The organism is Caulobacter sp. GW821-FHT05F04 (assembly GCF_059419665.1).
The window spans coordinates 272036-286967 of record NZ_JBWKSF010000008.1 but is presented as its reverse complement, the minus strand read 5'-3'; the positions used below and the strand labels follow the sequence as shown (position 1 = coordinate 286967).

Sequence of the window (14932 nt, the reverse complement as noted above, 5' to 3'; positions counted from 1 at the left end):
CGCCGTCACGACTAGGTTCTCAGATCCAAAGGGACCGCGCGCGGGACGCGCGGGTGAGGAAAGCAGAGAATGACCGCTAGGAAGTCGGGTTTCGTTGTGGGCGCCATCGCTGGCGCGGGCGTGGCTTGCGCCGCTCTGGCCGGTGTGGGCATGCGCATGGGAACGGCGGCCGCCGAGGCCCCCGTGGCCCGTCCGGCCGTGGCCGGTTCGCCGTCGTTCGCGCCGCCGCCGGGCGCGCCTTTGTCGTTCGCCGACATCTTCGAGAAGGTTTCGCCCGCGGTCGTCCAGATCAACGTGACCTCCAAGGCCTCGCCGCAGGCGCTGCGCATTCCGGGTCTGGAAGGTTTCGACATCGTGCCGCGCGGCCAGAAGGGCAAGCCGGGCCAGGACGGTGAGGACGGCGACACGCCGACCACGCCGAAGCAGCAGTCGGCCGGTTCGGGCTTCTTCATCTCGGCCGACGGCTACATCGTCACCAACAACCACGTCGTGGCCGACGCCGACGACATCCAGGTGGTGATGAAGGACGGCCGCGAGCTAAAGGCCACCCTGGTCGGGCGCGACGAAGGCACCGATCTGGCGGTGGTCAAGGTCATCGACCCCAAGGCCAAGGGCGCGGACTTCCCATATGTGAACTTCGAGAACCAGGCCAAGCCGCGGGTCGGCGACTGGGTCATCACCATCGGCAACCCGTTCGGCCTGGGCGGCACGGCGACGGCCGGCATCATCTCGGCCTATGGCCGCGACCTGGGCGACAACACCTCGTCGTTCGTCAACTACATCCAGATCGACGCGCCGATCAACCGGGGCAACTCGGGCGGTCCCAGCTTCGACATCTATGGCCGGGTGATCGGCGTCAACAGCGCCATCTACTCGCCGTCGGGCGGCTCGGTCGGCATCGGCTTCGCCATTCCGGCGGACATCGCCGAGGCCACCGCCAAGCAGCTGATCTCGGGCGGCAAGGTCGTTCGCGGCTATATCGGCGTCACCATCCAGGACTTCAGCGCCGAGTCGGCCGAGGCCCTGGGCCTGAAGGACGTGAAGGGCGCGATCGTCGCCGAGCTGGTCCCGGGCGGTCCCGCCGCCAAGGCTGGCCTGCTGCCGGACGACATCCTGACCGGCGTCAACGGCGTGACGATCACCAACCGCTCGGAACTGACCCGCGAAGTGGCCAAGGCCCGTCCGGGCGAGAGCATCAAGATGTCGATCATCCGTGACGGCAAGCCGCGCGTGGTCGACGTCAAGTCGGGCACCCGTCCGGCCGAGAACGCTCTTGGCCTGAACGACGACGACGACGACAAGGATGGCGGCGCCGCGCCCACCCCGGACAAGCCCGTCAGCCAGAAGGTCGACGCCCTGGGTCTCACGCTCGGCCCGATCGATCCGGCCTCGCGCCAGACTTACAAGATCGACAGCGAGATCAAGGGCCTGCTGATCACCGGCGTGAAGGGCGACAGCGACGCCGGCGAGAAGGGCCTGGCCAAGGGTGACGTCCTGTCGAACATCAACGGCATGGCGGTGAACAGCGTCGTCGACGTCAACAACGCCGTGGCCTCGGCCAAGAAGGCCGGCCGCAACAGCGTGCTGGTCAAGGTGATCCGCCAGAACCGCCCGGTCTTCGTGCCGCTGAAGATCGCGCCGTAAGGCTGGCGCTTGAAATCCTCGTCCTTCGACACGCTCAGGATGAGGATTTCACGGCGACCGCGGTAGTCTCACCCTGAGCCCGTCGAAGGGCGAGGGCGGACCAACGATCGGCCCCGCTTCGGATCTCCGGAGCGGGGCTTTTTCTGTCCAAGGTTTAAGTTACGGCGCTCGCCGAAACCGCTATTGCAAGAGCAACTATCGCGCGATGCGTGGAATCGGGGGAACGTCGATCGTTCCGCCATTCCGCCCGAGCGCATGAGGGGCTCTGACGATGCGTATTCTGATTATCGAGGACGATCTGGAGGCCGCCGCCGCCATGGCCCACGGCCTGACGGAGGCCGGCTACGACGTCCAGCACGCGCCCGACGGCGAGGCTGGCCTGGCCGAGGCCCAGAAGGGCGGCTACGACGTCCTGGTCGTCGACCGCATGATGCCCAAGCTTGATGGTGTCCAAGTCGTCGAAACCCTGCGCCGCGAGGGCGACCAGACGCCGGTGCTGTTCCTGTCGGCCCTGGGCGAGGTCAACGACCGCGTGGTGGGCCTGAAGGCGGGCGCCGACGATTACCTGGTCAAGCCGTACGCCTTCCCCGAGCTGATGGCCCGCGTCGAGGCCCTGTCGCGCCGCCGCGAGACCGGCGCCGTCGCCACGACCCTGAAGGTGGGCGAGCTGGAGATGAACCTGATCAACCGGACGGTCCATCGCCAGGGCAAGGAGATCGACCTGCAGCCGCGCGAATTCCAGCTGCTGGAGTTCATGATGCGCCACGCCGGCCAGTCGGTGACGCGCACCATGCTGCTGGAGAAGGTCTGGGAATACCACTTCGACCCGCAGACCAACGTCATCGACGTGCACATCTCGCGCCTGCGCAGCAAGATCGACAAGGGCTTCGACCGGGCCATGCTGCAGACCGTGCGCGGAGCCGGCTACCGGCTCGATCCGTAGGCGATGCGAGGGCGGCGTGGTAGGATCAGACCATGAACAAGCTGACTAAGCCTGTCACGCCGCCGCAAGATGCGTTCGAGACTTCGATGTCCGACGCTGGCGTGGACGCTTGGATCAACCGTAACCGCGAGGCGCTTACGGTTCTCATTGAGGAAGCCTGGGAAGAGATCGAGCGCGGAGAGTTCGACAATCGCGGTTTCGCCGAGATCATCGCCGAAGGAACCCTGAAGCTCCGCGACGAGCACTAGTCGAGGGGCTGGGGTGGGGCGTGTTCTGAGAGCGAAGGCCGTCAATGGCGACCTTATGGCTATCTTTCGCGAAATCTCTCGAAACAACGGCGCGGCGGTCGCAACGGAACAAGTGGACCGTATCGAAAGCGCGCTCGAACGCTTGGGCGATTTTCCGAACTTGGGTCGGGAGCAACCAGAATTGAGACAGGGCTTGAGGATTTGGTCTGCATCGCCCTGGTTGGTGCTCTACCGCCTCAAGGGCCCTGACGTCGCGATTCTGCGAGTGGTTGATGGCCGCCGAAACCTTCGCGCCATCTTGCGCGGAAAGTCCTAACTCATGCGTCTGCCGCGCCTTCTCCGCACCACGCCGTTCCGGCTGACACTGCTGTTCCTGGCCCTGTTCGCGGCGGCCGCCAGCGCCTTCCTGGGCTACATCTACGTGGCCACGGCGGGCGAGGTGAACCGCCGGGCCCAGGCCGAGATCAGTCGCGAGTTCGAGAGCCTGGAGGCGGCCTATCGCCAGGGCGGCGTCGACGCCCTGAACCAGACCATCGTCGAGCGGGCGACGGGCGAGAAGCCGTTCCTCTATTTCCTGGCCGACAAGAACGGCAAGCGCATCTCGGGCTCGATCGAGGAGTCGCCGGTCAGCGACTTCACCGGCGACGGCCCGCAGTGGGCCAGCTTCAAGGTCACCGAGACCGACCTGGACGGGGCCGAGGTCAAGGCGGCCGCGCGCGGGGTGCAGCAGCGGCTGGACCATGGCGAGATCCTGTTCGTCGGCGCCGATGTCGACGCCTCCGAAGCCTATGTCCGCAAGATCGTCCGGGCGCTGTGGGGCGCCGGGGCGCTGGTCATCCTGCTGGGCATGGCCGGGGGCATCCTGATCAGCCGCAATGTCAGCCGCTCGATGCAGGGGCTGGTGGACGTGGTCAACGACGTGCGGGCCGGCGACCTGCACGCCCGCGCCCGGGTGCGCGGCACGCGCGACGAGTATGACGAACTGGCCGAGGGCCTGAACGACATGCTCGACCGGATCGAACGCCTGATGGGCGGCCTGCGCCACGCCGGCGACGCCATCGCCCACGACCTGCGCTCGCCGCTCACCCGGCTGCGCGCCCGCATGGAGGTCGCCCTGATCGACGCCGAGAACGGCAAGGGCGATCCGGTGGCGGCGCTGGAGACGGCGCTGCAGGACGCCGACGGCGTGCTGAAGACCTTCAACGCGGTGCTGGCCATCGCCCGTCTGCAAGCCGCCGGCTCGGCCCCGGACCAGCGCATTTTCGACGCCTCGGAACTGGCCAGCGACATGGCCGAGCTCTACGCGTTCTCGTGCGAGGACAAGGGCCTGGACTTCAAGGCCGAGATCGTCCCGGCCCTGACCATCAAGGGCAACCGCGAGTTCCTGGCCCAGGCGCTGGCGAACCTGCTCGACAACGCCATCAAATATACACCGGAGGGCGGGGCGATCATGCTGCGCGCGCGGCGCACCTCGTCCGGCGAACTGGAGTTCTCGGTCACCGACACGGGGCCGGGCGTGCCCGAGAGCGACCGCGCCCGCGTGGTCCAGCGCTTCGTGCGCCTGGAGAACAGCCGCAGCGAGCCCGGCGCGGGTCTGGGGCTGTCGCTGGTCCAGGCCGTCGCGGCCTCGCACGGCGGACGGCTGGAGCTGTCGGAAGGGCCGGGCGAGTACAACGGCACGGGCCCGGGCCTCCGGGTGGCCCTGGTGCTGCCGCGGGTGGAGTAGTTTTTGGCTTGAGGAGGGCTTGATGGACCGTCGACAGTTTCTGGCTGGATCACTGCTCGGCGCCGTCGTCGCGCCGTCCGTGGCGCTGGCCCAGACGCAAGCCCCGCCACCCCCGTTCCCGCCCGTCGACGCCAGGAGCGTCTGGCTGGTCGGCGACAGCGCCCCGCCCGATCCCGTGCGCACCGCCACCCGCCTGGCTGAGCTGGTCCAGAAGGGCAAGCCGCGCGACAGCTACCTGTCCGGCGGCGCGGTAGCCGAACTGGAGGCGCGGTTCGCGGCGATGCTGGGCAAGGAGGACTGCGCCTTCCTGCCCACCGGCACCCTGGCCAATCACGTGGCCGTGCGCATCCTGGCCGGCGACGCCACGCGAGTCATCGTCCAGCACGAGAGCCATCTCTATCGCGACGAGAGCGACGCCACCCAGCTGCTCTCCGGGCTGAACCTGGTCAACCTGGCCCCAGGCCGCGCCGGGCCGACGCTGGACGAGATCAAGGCCGCCGTCGACGAGGCCGAGAACGGACCTTACCCCCTGAGGATCGGCGCGATCTCGCTGGAGAGCCCGGTCCGCCGCGTCCATGGGGAGCTGCTGGAGGTGTCGGCCCTGCGCGACATCGCCGCCTACGCCAGGTCCAAGAGTATCCGACTGCACCTGGACGGCGCGCGGCTGCTGCTGGCCCCGCCCAGCTATGACGTGGCCGGCGCGGCGGCGCTGTTCGATACCGTCTATGTCTCGCTCTACAAGTATCTGGACGCGCCGTTCGGGGCGGTGCTGGCCGGTTCCAAGGCCGACATCGCCAAGGCCCGCGCCCTGCGCCATCAGTTCGGCGGCGCGATCTATCAGGGCTGGGAGAGCGCGGTGCTGGCCCTGGCGGCGCTGGACGACTTCCAGGCCCGCCAGAAGGCCGCCTTCGCCACGGCCGACCAGGTGTTCGCCGCGCTGGACAAGGCCGGCGCGGCCAAGCCGAAGCCCGCGCCGAACGCCTCGAACATCCGCCAGCTGGTCGTGAAGCCCAAGGTCGCCGAGGGCCTGTTCGATCGGATGCGCGTGGCCGGCGTACGGCTGCCGAGGCCCGACAAGGACGGCGTGGTCGACTTCTGGATCAACGACACGATCAACCGCCGGCCGGCCGACGACTATGTGAAGCTGTTCCTGGGCTAGGGGGCGGACCTGATCGCGCCCTTCGGACTTGGCCGATGGGTCAGCGGTCTGCCTTCACCCAGACGATCGCGCCGGTATAGGGATCGATCTGCGCGGCCATGCCGAGCCGCAAGTCGCCGGGGTTAGGCCCTCGCGGAGCCACGCTCCAGACGATGACCATGGCTGTGATCGCCAGGAACGTCATCGTGAGGAAACCGGCGATGTCCCGCGTCAGGCTGGGCTCCCGGCGATTCAGCAGCGACACGCGCAGGATCAGCGGATGGGTGGCCCAGCCGCAGGCCAGGGGCGAGACGGCCGCGTTCATCTGGACCTTCATCAGCGCCTTGGCGTAGTCGGCGCGGATGTCGGAGCGCAGGGCCACGACGGTGGCGTCGCAGGCCAGCTCCTGGTCGATGCGCACCAGGCCCGACGCCAGATAGATCATCGGGTTGCACCAGCCCAGCACGCCGATCACGGCGACGACCAGGTTGGCCATCGGATCGCCGCGATTGATGTGGGTGCGCTCGTGCAGCGTGATCATCTCGCGCTCGCGGGCGTCGAAGCGCTCGGCGAAGTCGGACGGCAGCACGATGCGCGGCCACAGGGCCCCGACGACCGCCGGGCCGACCTGGCCCTTGTCGACGCGGCGGTGGAACAGGCGCTCGCGGACAACCAGCACCGCCGTGGCGACCACGCAGCCGGCCAACCACAGCAGGACGAGCTTGCCGGCCCAGGCGCCCCACGGACGGGCCGGATCGCCGATCTCCATGGTTTCGGCCAGGCTGGGGAAGAAGGCGGCGGCCGCGGCGGCCGGCACGATGGCCCACAGGCCGTAGGCGCGGCGCGGTCCGAACAGCTGGCGCGCGGACGGGCGCAGCATCACGACCAGCAGCACGGCGGCGGCGGCGGCGATCTGGGCCCGGACCAGGGCGAGGGCGAAGAGCTCGATCATTGTCGGAGCGGTTCCTGCCGTTTCCTCGGGTTGAATGGTTACAACTGTAATTTCGAACGTCAAGGGCGAGTCTTGTTTGAAGGCCTGCGGCGGGTCACGGTGCCGGCATGACTCGCTTGCCCAACGCGCTCGGTGAACGCCTCGTCCCCTGCGGCCCGATCCTCGACGCCAAGGCCGCCGAGCGGGCCCATGAGATGATCGCCAAGCGCGCCGGCGAGGCCATGGCCGGCGTCGACGCGGCCTGGGACGCTCTGGCGCCGGTGTTCGGCGCCTCGCCCTATCTGGCCAGCCTGGCCCGGCGGGACGGCAAGCGCCTGCCGATGATCCTGGACGGCGATCCGGCGGAGACCCTGGCCGCCACCCTGGCCGCCGCCGAAGCCGTCGCCGCCGAGCCGGACTTCGAGACCGCGCGGCGGGTTCTGCGCGAGCTGAAGGCCGACTTGCATCTGCTGACGGCCCTGTGCGACCTGGGCGGGGTCTGGGACCTGGACCAGGTGACCGGCGCCCTGACCCGCTTCGCCGACGCCACCTTGAAGGCCGCCCTGGCCCAGGCCGTCCGTCAGGAGGTCGATCGCGGCGCGCTTACCCACGTCGGCGAGGGCGAGGACGGTCCCGCGCCGGGCCTGTTCTGCATCGCCATGGGCAAGCACGGCGCGTTCGAGCTGAACTATTCCAGCGACATCGACTTCTCGATCTTCTACGCGCCCGAGAAGCTGCAGGTGGCCGAAGGCGTCGAGCCGCAGGCCGTGGCGGTGCGGATCGCCAACCACCTGGGCCGGGTGCTGCAGGAGCGGACCGCCGACGGCTATGTCTTCCGCATCGATCTGCGCCTGCGTCCCGATCCGTCCTCGACCCCGCCGGCCATCCCGGTCGACGCGGCCATGGACTACTACGAGAGCGTCGGCCAGAACTGGGAGCGCGCCGCGCACATCAAGGCCCGGATCGCGGCGGGCGACCTCAAGGAGGGCGCGGCGTTCCTGGAAGGCCTGCAGCCCTTCATCTGGCGGCGGAACCTGGACTTCGCGGCCATCGCCGACATCCACTCGATCAAGCGCCAGATCCACACCTACAAGGTCGACGACCGCCTGACCGCCAAGGGCGCGGACCTGAAGCTGGGGCGCGGCGGCATCCGCGAGATCGAGTTCTTCGTCCAGACCCAGCAGCTGATCCTGGGCGGCCGCCAGCCGGACCTGCGCGGGCCGCGCACCCTCGACGCGTTGCTGGCGCTGGCGACCGCCGGTCATGTGAGCCTGGAGGACGCCGGCTGGCTGTCCAAGGCCTATCAGGACCTGCGGGCCCTGGAGCACCGCGCCCAGATGATCGCCGACGACCAGACCCACAAGCTTCCGGAGTCCGATAACGACCGCAAGAAGGTCGCCGCCCTGTGGGGCCAGGACAATCTGCGCAGCTTCGACGCGGCGGTCGGCAAGATCCTCAAGGGCGTCAACCAGCGCTACGGCCGCCTGTTCGCGGGGGAAGAGGAGCTGTCATCGCGGTTCGGCTCCCTCGTCTTCACCGGCGTCGAGGACGATCCCGAGACCCTGGCCACGCTCAAGCGCATGGGCTTCTCCAGTCCCGAGCGCGTCGCCGCCACCATCCGCGGCTGGCACCACGGCCACATCGCCGCCACCCGCACCGAGCGGGGCCGCGAGCTGTTCACCCGCCTGGCTCCGCGTCTGCTCGACGCGGCCAACGCCACCGGCGCGCCGGACCAGGCCTTCAACCGCTTCGCCGACTTCTTCGCGTCCTTGAGTTCGGGCGTGCAGATCCAGTCGCTCTTCCTGGCCCAGCCGCGCCTGTTCGAGCTGATCGTCGAGGTCATGGCCTTCGCCCCGCGCCTGGCCACGACCCTGGCCCGGCGACCCACGGCTCTGGACGCCCTGCTGGATCCGGCCTTCTTTGGCCCGATCGAGCCCCCCGCTGTCGCGCCCTGGGACCCGGCCGACTTCGAAGGCGCGATGGACGCGGCGCGGCGGCTGTTCCGCGACCAGAGCTTCCGCATCGGCGTGCGGGTGATGAGCGGCAGCGCCGACGCCCGCGACATCGGCCGGGCCTTCGCCGAGCTGGGCGACCTGATCATCAGCGGCCTGGCCCCGGCGGCCCTGGCCGAGACCGAGCGCCTGGGCGGCGCCTTCCCCGGCCAGGTGGCGGTGGTGGCGCTGGGCAAGGCCGGCTCGCGCGAGATGACGGCCAAGTCCGACCTCGACCTGATGACGCTCTACGTCGCCGATGGGCCAGCGGCCCACTCCGCCACGAAGGAATGGAGCGCCGACACGTTCTACGCCCGCTTCACGCAACGGATGATCGCGGCCCTGTCGGCCCCCACCGGCGAGGGGACGCTGTACGCGGTCGACATGAAGCTGCGGCCGTCCGGGGCCAAGGGGCCAGTGGCGGTCAGCTTCGCGGCGTTCGAGGACTATTACGAGCGCGAGGCCGAGACTTGGGAGCTGCTGGCCCTGACCCGCGCCCGGGTGGTCTGGGCCAGCTCGCCGGCGTTCAAGGCCCAGGCCGAGGGGGCCATCGAAGCGGCCCTGCGCCGGCCCCGCGACTGGAAGAAGACCGCCGCCGACGTCGTCGAGATGCGCGAGCTGATGGAGCGCGAGCGGCCGGGCAAGGGCGATTGGGACCTGAAGCTGGTCCCCGGCGGGCTGGTCGACATCGAGTTCGCCGCCCAGTTCCTGCAGCTGGCCCACGCGGCCAAGGGCGGCCCCCTGCGCCAGAACACCGGCGAGGCCCTGGCGGCCCTGCGCGAAGCCGGCCTCGCCGACGCCGGCGCCCTGACCCGGCTGGAGACCGCCTGGCGGCTGGAACAGGACCTCTCGCAGCTGATCAAGGTGGCCCTCGAGGACGGCGGCGACCCCGAAGCGGAGCCCAAGGCGTTCAAGGCGTTGATGGCCAAGGCCGGCCGTGTCGGCCAGTTCAAGTCGCTGAAACCCAAGCTGGCCAAGGCCAAGGCCGAGGCCCGGGCGGCCTATTCCGCGATCGTGAAGGCGCCGGGGTAGAGGCCGCCCAGCTTGTCATCCCGGCCGCACCCCGGCGAAGGCCGGGGGAAGAGCCGGGACCCAGGGGCAACCGCTCGGGACCTGGCCCCTGGGTCCCGGACAGCCTCTGCGAGGCTTCCGGGATGACAAGGATTTTCAGCGTCGATTTCTCGGATGAGGCGGCGACGGAATCGCCATCGTTACGCGTTTCACTCTTCGGGACGGTCCTTCCTCCATGGAGACCTTAAGACTGATGATCGTACGCACCCTGATCGCCGCCGGCGCCGTGCTGGCGCTGGGCGGACCCGCCTTGGCCCAGAACGCGGCTGCCCAAAACATGCCGGGGAAAGCCGCGCCCGCCGCTACCGACGGCATGACCCTGCAGCAGTTCCAGGCCAGGAACGGCGACAAGCTGTTCGCGCGGCTGGACGCCAACAAGGATGGCAAGATCTCGCCCGACGAGTTCGCCGCCTTCCGCAAGCAGGACGCCGAGGTCGACGCCAAGGCGTCGGGCAAGGCCGGCAAGCGCGGCCAGCGCCTGTTCGCCCGCTTCGACACCGACAAGGATGGCGCCCTGTCGCGAACCGAGGCCGACGCCATGCTGGCCTGGCGGTTCAAGCGGATGGACACCAACAATGACGGTGTCCTGACGCTGGAGGAATTGCAGGCCAAGCCCGGCAAGGCCAAGGTCGGGGTCTGATGGCGACGTGCGCGGCGGAGTGACGGTTGGCGTCCGACGGGAACGACCCCGACGAAGCCTTGCTGGCGGGGGTGGGCCGGGGCGACCCGTCCGCCGTTCGCACGCTGCTGGACCGACGCCTGCCGCGCATCCTGGCCCTGGCCAGGCGCATGCTGAACGACTCGGGCGAGGCCGAGGACGTCGCCCAGGAGACCTTCCTGCGCGCCTGGAAGCAGGCGCGGGCCTGGAAGCCGGGCGCGGCCAGGTTCGACACCTGGCTGCACCGGGTGGCGCTGAACCTCTGCTACGACCGGCTGCGGCGACGGCGCGAGATCGCGACGGACACGCCGCCGGAGCAGATCGACACCGGTCCGGCGCCGGATGCGGGTCTGATCGGCGCGGACCTGTCCAGGCGCGTCGAAGCGGCGCTGGCGGCCTTGCCGGCGCGTCAGCGCGAGGCGATCGTGCTCTGTCATCACCAGGGGCTGGGCAATATCGAAGCCGCCGGACTGATGGCGATCAGCGTCGAGGCGCTGGAGAGCTTGCTCTCCAGAGGTCGCCGGGCGCTGAAGGCTTCGCTGGCCGACCTGGCCGGTACGGGGGCGGGGGGATGAAGGACGCATGGTCATGATGACGCTCGAGAGGTTCGAGGCGCTGGCCGAGGCCTATGGCGGCGAGATCGCCCGCTGGCCGGAAGGCGAACGCGAAGCCGCGCGCGCCCTGCTGGCGGTGAACGCGGCGCGCCTGGCGCCGGTGCTGAGCGCCGCCGCGCAGATGGACCGCCTGCTGGATCTTGCGCCCGCCCAGAGCGCCGACGCCGCCTTGCTGGGCCGGCTGGTCGCCGCCGCGCCGCAAGCGCCCGACACCGCTCGCCGTTGGATCGCCGGCCTGGGCGCGGCCCTGGGCCTGTCGGCCGCCGCCTTCGCGGGGATCGCCGTGGGCGTGGCCGTTGGTCGCCCTGAGGCCGCCGCGCCGACGATCGTGGCCGAGCAGCCGGTCATCACGGCCGTCGACACCTCCTCGGCCCTGCAGGACGCCATCGCGGAGCCCTCCGAACTATGACGTCGCGGCCCTGGATCATCGCTCTGGCCGCCTCGGCGGTGGTCAATGTGTTCCTGGTCGGCGGGCTGGCCGGCATGGGCTATGCGCGTCTGACGGCGCCGCCGGTCGCGCCGACCGTCGCGACCGCGCCGGCTCCGCGCATCGTCGCCCCGCCCAGCCCGCCGGCAGCCGCTCCGGTCGCGCCGGCCGAGGCGCCGTCGAAGCCGCCCCGTCACGCGGCGACCAGGGAGCCGCCGGCCGCGCCGGTCGCTACCCCGTCCGCCTTGCCCGCGGTCGCCGCCGCGCCGTCCGTCGAGGGCCCGCCGCCGACGGCCCAGGCCCGGCCGCCGCTGATCTCGGCCGGCGACGTGCTCTCGCCCGACAGCCGGCGGGCGTTCCGCAAGGCGCTGGGCGAGGCCAACAAGAAGAACAGGCCCCTGACCCAGCAGGCCCGCGCCGAGCGGCAGGCGGCCCTGGCGGCCCTGGGCTCGCCCGGCTACGACGCCGCCGAGGTGGCCAGGCGGCTGGGCGCGGCGCGCGCGCTCGATCTCCAGGCGCGCGGCAATGTCGAGGCCGCCCTGGCCAGCTATGCCGCCACCCTGACCCCACCGGAGCGGGCCGTGCTGGCCGAGGGCCTGGCGCGGGTCTACACGCCCGCGGCGGCGCGAAGGGCGGCCTTCGAGGGGCCGCCCCGCTAGACCCTATTTGGCGGCCACGCTCTTGGCGTAGGCCTGCGCCCCGGCGATGAGCCGCAGCACATTGCCGCTCCAGATCGCCTGGATGTCGGCGTCGCTATAGCCTTCGGCCTTCAGGCGGGCGGTGATCTTGGGCAGGTCGGCCACGTCCTCCAGGCCCTCGACGCCGCCGCCGCCGTCCCAGTCGGCGCCGATGCAGACGGCCTTGGGTCCGGCGATCTTCAGGGTGTGCAGCATGCTGGCCATGAAGATCTCGAAATTGGCGCGCGGCGGGAACGTGTACTGGGCCTTGAGCGCCGCCATCTTGACCATCCTGGCCTTGACCTGGGCCTCGGTGGCGTCGTCGTCCATCGGACCCAGGGCTTTCAGCGCGGCCATGAGTTCCGGGCTCGGTTGCTCCGAGGCCTTCAGATAGACCGAGTTGATGCAGACCGCGCCGCCGCTGTCGGCGATCTTCTTGATGCGACCGTCATCCAGGTTTCGCGGATGGTCGAAGATCGCCTTGGCGCCGGAGTGCGAGGCGATGATCGGGGCCTTCGACAGGGCCACCGACTGATCGACGATGTCGTCCGACGCGTGGCTGACATCCACCAGGATGCCCAGGCGGTTGGCCTCGGCCAGCCAGCGAAGGCCCAGCGGCGAATAGCCGTGCCAGATCTTGCCCTTGGGATCGGTCGAGCTGTCGGCGAACTGGTTGTTGCGGAAGTGGACCGGCCCGGCCATCCGCACGCCGGTGGCGTAGAAAGTCTGCAGCAAGGTCAGGTCCTCGCCGATTGGCCAGGAGTTCTCGATGCTCTGGAAGACGAAGACCTTGCCGGCCTTGTTGATCCGCGCGGCGTCCTCGGCGGTGTAGGCCAGTTCGAACTGGTCGGGATGGGCGGCGACCATCTCGCGGATCTCGGTCGCGCGGTTCAGGGCGAAGTCGCGGGCCTTGCGATAGCCCTCGGCCGTCAGTTCGCCCTGGCCGGTGTAGATGACGAAGAACCCGCCATCCAGGCCGCCGGCCTTCATGCGAGGAAGGTCGACCTGGGTGCCGTCCTCGGTGACGGCGTGACGGTCGATCATCGACCAGCCCTGACGCGCGAAGTGTTCGGGCGTGTCCAGGTGGGTGTCCAGGGTCAGGAAGCCGTCGTGCAGCGTCTTGATCGCCTTGGGGATGTCGGCGGACTTCTCCGGGGCCTTCTTGGCGTCGGCGGCGTGCGCGACGCCGGTCAGCAGGGCGGCCGAGCCGAGAAGAACGGTGAGCAGGCGACGCATGCGAAGACTCCGGAGCAACTTCAGGGGCGTAAACAGGAGCCGTGACGCTCACGGTTTCGGCGGAGGGCGTCAAGCCGAGCTTGCATGTCCTGTCCGGAAATTAATGTCCTGATCCGGATCTACATCAATCCCAGCGCCTTGAAGCTGGCCACGCCTTCACGGCCGACCACCAGATGGTCGTGGACGGCGATCTTCAGGGCCTTGCCGGCCTCGACGATCTGCTTGGTCATGTCGATGTCCGGCCGCGACGGCGTCGGGTCGCCGGACGGGTGGTTGTGCAGGACCCGATGTAAATTAGGTAAGTTATTGGATATTTTGAAGATAATTCCACCATCCGGCCGCCGATGGGGGCGGCAATCGGGGATGTTGCCATGCCGACCTATGCCTCGGTAGTTGGGCGCACATGATCTTACACGAGCGTCCATATTCAATCATCCCCGGCGCAAGACGACGAATGACCGCCCGCTGAGACGCCTAGCCCGCCAGCGCCTCGATCACCCGGCAGTCGGCGGCCCGTCCGTCGCAGGTCGCCGCCACCATCCGTTGCAGTTCACCGCGCAGGGTCTCCAGCTGGGCGATCTTGGCCTCGACATCGTCGAGCTGTCGCGCCGCCAGGGCGTTGGCCTCGCCGCAGGGGCGCTCGGGATTGTCGGAAAGATCCAGCAGATTGCGGATCGCCTCGACCGAGAAGCCCAATTGGCGCGCGTGGCGGATGAAGGCCAGGCGGCGGACGGCGTCCGCGTCATAGACCCGGCGATCATTGGCTGCTCGCCGGGGCTCCGGCAGCAGCCCGATCTCCTCATAGAAGCGGATGGTCGGGACCTTGACGTCGGCGGCCTTGGCCAAGAGGCCGATGGAAAGGGTCATGAGGTGCTCCTTAGTTTTGCAGATAGGCCCTTGATCCTCTAGTGGCTAGAGGATGCATGGTGGCCTCATGAGCGAATCCTGTTCCAGCAAACCGGCCGCGTCGGGCTGCGGTTGCGGAAGCGACGTCAAGTTCGACGGCGCCACGCCCGCCTATAGCCGCGCCCTGGCCTGGGTGATCGCCATCAACCTGGTCGGCTTTGTCGTGGTGCTGATCGGCGGCATGGTCGAAGGCTCGGCGTCGTTGTCGGCCAATGCGCTCGACTTCCTGGCCGACAGCGCCACCTACGCCATCAGTCTATGGGCCATCGGCAAGTCGGTGGGCATCCGCACCGGCGCGGCCCTGTTCAAGGGCGTCAGCCTGGGCCTGGTCGCCCTGTCGGTCGCGGGCTTCGCCGCCTGGCGCGCCTGGAGCGGCGCGGCGCCCTCGGGCGAGGCGATCTCGGCCCTGGGGCTGTTTGGCGCCCTGGCCAATCTCGTCGCCGCCGCCTTGCTCGTCCGCTATCGGGATGGCGACGCCAATGTCCGTTCGGTGTGGCTCTGCACGCGCAACGATCTGATCCAATGCCTGGGCGTGGCGGCTACCGGCGGGTTGGTCTGGCTGACCGGTTCGCGCTGGCCTGACCTGATCGTCGGCGTGCTCCTGGCCGGCGTCTTCCTGAGTTCGGCCTACCAGATCATCCGCCAGGCTCGCGACGAACACCGCGCCGACCTCGCGACTTCCTGACATATGCTCAAGCTCTTGCCACACGCGCCTTTTTGCG

Annotated in this window: 15 protein-coding genes and 1 pseudogene; 12 read left to right on the top strand and 4 right to left on the bottom strand. The window is 69.4% G+C overall.

Annotated features, from left to right (window positions below; all coding sequences use genetic code 11):
- Positions 1 to 69: 69 nt before the first annotated feature.
- The 6 genes from AC07R7_RS20790 (at position 70) to AC07R7_RS20765 (ending at position 5720) form a co-directional block, all read left to right on the top strand.
- Complete coding sequence (locus tag AC07R7_RS20790) at positions 70 to 1644, top strand: Do family serine endopeptidase (protein ID WP_492885766.1); 1575 nt, start codon at positions 70 to 72, stop codon at positions 1642 to 1644.
- Between the two features lie 271 nt (positions 1645 to 1915).
- Positions 1916 to 2587, top strand: a complete 672-nt coding sequence (gene uczR, locus AC07R7_RS20785; protein WP_492839742.1) for a two-component system response regulator UczR — start codon at positions 1916 to 1918, stop codon at positions 2585 to 2587.
- Between the two features lie 32 nt (positions 2588 to 2619).
- Positions 2620 to 2835, top strand: a complete 216-nt coding sequence (locus AC07R7_RS20780) for a hypothetical protein (protein WP_492885762.1) — start codon at positions 2620 to 2622, stop codon at positions 2833 to 2835.
- Between the two features lie 13 nt (positions 2836 to 2848).
- Positions 2849 to 3151: a type II toxin-antitoxin system RelE/ParE family toxin gene (locus tag AC07R7_RS20775; protein WP_492839740.1), complete on the top strand. Its 303-nt coding sequence runs from the start codon at positions 2849 to 2851 to the stop codon at positions 3149 to 3151.
- Between the two features lie 3 nt (positions 3152 to 3154).
- A complete protein-coding gene (uczS, locus tag AC07R7_RS20770; protein WP_494636438.1) occupies positions 3155 to 4561 on the top strand; it encodes a two-component system sensor histidine kinase UczS in 1407 nt (468 codons plus the stop codon).
- Positions 4562 to 4583: 22 nt separating this feature from the next.
- Positions 4584 to 5720: a threonine aldolase family protein gene (locus AC07R7_RS20765; protein WP_494636437.1), complete on the top strand. Its 1137-nt coding sequence runs from the start codon at positions 4584 to 4586 to the stop codon at positions 5718 to 5720.
- A gap of 40 nt (positions 5721 to 5760) precedes the next feature.
- On the opposite strand, the gene AC07R7_RS20760 is transcribed toward AC07R7_RS20765, so the two are convergent.
- Positions 5761 to 6651, bottom strand: coding sequence for a M56 family metallopeptidase (locus AC07R7_RS20760; RefSeq protein WP_492885756.1), 891 nt, complete (start codon positions 6649 to 6651; stop codon positions 5761 to 5763).
- 107 nt (positions 6652 to 6758) lie between these two features.
- Between AC07R7_RS20760 and AC07R7_RS20755 the strand changes: the two genes are divergently transcribed.
- From AC07R7_RS20755 to AC07R7_RS20735, 5 genes are all read left to right on the top strand, one after another.
- Positions 6759 to 9653, top strand: a complete 2895-nt coding sequence (locus AC07R7_RS20755) for a bifunctional [glutamine synthetase] adenylyltransferase/[glutamine synthetase]-adenylyl-L-tyrosine phosphorylase (protein WP_494636436.1) — start codon at positions 6759 to 6761, stop codon at positions 9651 to 9653.
- Between the two features lie 232 nt (positions 9654 to 9885).
- Positions 9886 to 10332, top strand: coding sequence for an EF-hand domain-containing protein (locus AC07R7_RS20750; protein ID WP_494636435.1), 447 nt, complete (start codon positions 9886 to 9888; stop codon positions 10330 to 10332).
- Between the two features lie 26 nt (positions 10333 to 10358).
- Positions 10359 to 10925 (top strand): RNA polymerase sigma factor, encoded by a 567-nt coding sequence (locus AC07R7_RS20745; RefSeq protein ID WP_494636434.1) that lies wholly within the window; start codon positions 10359 to 10361, stop codon positions 10923 to 10925.
- 13 nt (positions 10926 to 10938) lie between these two features.
- Positions 10939 to 11373, top strand: coding sequence for a hypothetical protein (locus tag AC07R7_RS20740; RefSeq protein ID WP_494636433.1), 435 nt, complete (start codon positions 10939 to 10941; stop codon positions 11371 to 11373).
- Positions 11370 to 12050 carry a periplasmic heavy metal sensor gene (locus tag AC07R7_RS20735; RefSeq protein WP_494636432.1) on the top strand — a complete coding sequence of 227 codons (681 nt, stop codon included), beginning with the start codon at positions 11370 to 11372 and terminating at the stop codon, positions 12048 to 12050. Before AC07R7_RS20740 ends, AC07R7_RS20735 begins: the two co-directional genes overlap by 4 nt.
- A 3-nt stretch (positions 12051 to 12053) precedes the next feature.
- Here the strand turns inward: AC07R7_RS20735 and AC07R7_RS20730 are convergent, their stop codons facing one another.
- The 3 genes and pseudogenes from AC07R7_RS20730 to AC07R7_RS20720 all read right to left on the bottom strand — a co-directional run bounded on the left by AC07R7_RS20730 (position 12054) and on the right by AC07R7_RS20720 (position 14171).
- A complete protein-coding gene (locus AC07R7_RS20730; protein ID WP_494636431.1) occupies positions 12054 to 13304 on the bottom strand; it encodes a dipeptidase in 1251 nt (416 codons plus the stop codon).
- Between the two features lie 119 nt (positions 13305 to 13423).
- Positions 13424 to 13588: pseudogene (locus AC07R7_RS20725) on the bottom strand (JAB domain-containing protein); the annotation flags it as partial.
- 190 nt (positions 13589 to 13778) lie between these two features.
- Positions 13779 to 14171: a MerR family transcriptional regulator gene (locus AC07R7_RS20720; protein WP_062093426.1), complete on the bottom strand. Its 393-nt coding sequence runs from the start codon at positions 14169 to 14171 to the stop codon at positions 13779 to 13781.
- 67 nt (positions 14172 to 14238) lie between these two features.
- On the opposite strand from AC07R7_RS20720, the gene AC07R7_RS20715 reads away from it, so the two are divergent.
- Complete coding sequence (locus tag AC07R7_RS20715; RefSeq protein WP_062093427.1) at positions 14239 to 14895, top strand: cation efflux transmembrane domain-containing protein; 657 nt, start codon at positions 14239 to 14241, stop codon at positions 14893 to 14895.
- The last annotated feature ends 37 nt before the right edge of the window (positions 14896 to 14932 follow it).

Excerpts from the sequence above, each read along its gene's own strand:
- AC07R7_RS20780 (WP_492885762.1), top strand. The coding sequence starts at position 2,620 with ATGAACAAGCTGACTAAGCCTGTCACGCCGCCGCAAGATGCGTTCGAG.
- AC07R7_RS20760 (WP_492885756.1), bottom strand. The coding sequence starts at position 6,651 with ATGATCGAGCTCTTCGCCCTCGCCCTGGTCCGGGCCCAGATCGCCGCC.
- AC07R7_RS20735 (WP_494636432.1), top strand. The coding sequence starts at position 11,370 with ATGACGTCGCGGCCCTGGATCATCGCTCTGGCCGCCTCGGCGGTGGTC.
- AC07R7_RS20720 (WP_062093426.1), bottom strand. The coding sequence starts at position 14,171 with ATGACCCTTTCCATCGGCCTCTTGGCCAAGGCCGCCGACGTCAAGGTC.
- AC07R7_RS20765 (WP_494636437.1), top strand. The coding sequence starts at position 4,584 with ATGGACCGTCGACAGTTTCTGGCTGGATCACTGCTCGGCGCCGTCGTC.
- uczR (WP_492839742.1), top strand. The coding sequence starts at position 1,916 with ATGCGTATTCTGATTATCGAGGACGATCTGGAGGCCGCCGCCGCCATG.
- AC07R7_RS20755 (WP_494636436.1), top strand. The coding sequence starts at position 6,759 with ATGACTCGCTTGCCCAACGCGCTCGGTGAACGCCTCGTCCCCTGCGGC.
- AC07R7_RS20715 (WP_062093427.1), top strand. The coding sequence starts at position 14,239 with ATGAGCGAATCCTGTTCCAGCAAACCGGCCGCGTCGGGCTGCGGTTGC.
- AC07R7_RS20750 (WP_494636435.1), top strand. The coding sequence starts at position 9,886 with ATGATCGTACGCACCCTGATCGCCGCCGGCGCCGTGCTGGCGCTGGGC.
- AC07R7_RS20730 (WP_494636431.1), bottom strand. The coding sequence starts at position 13,304 with ATGCGTCGCCTGCTCACCGTTCTTCTCGGCTCGGCCGCCCTGCTGACC.
- AC07R7_RS20790 (WP_492885766.1), top strand. The coding sequence starts at position 70 with ATGACCGCTAGGAAGTCGGGTTTCGTTGTGGGCGCCATCGCTGGCGCG.
- AC07R7_RS20740 (WP_494636433.1), top strand. The coding sequence starts at position 10,939 with ATGATGACGCTCGAGAGGTTCGAGGCGCTGGCCGAGGCCTATGGCGGC.
- uczS (WP_494636438.1), top strand. The coding sequence starts at position 3,155 with ATGCGTCTGCCGCGCCTTCTCCGCACCACGCCGTTCCGGCTGACACTG.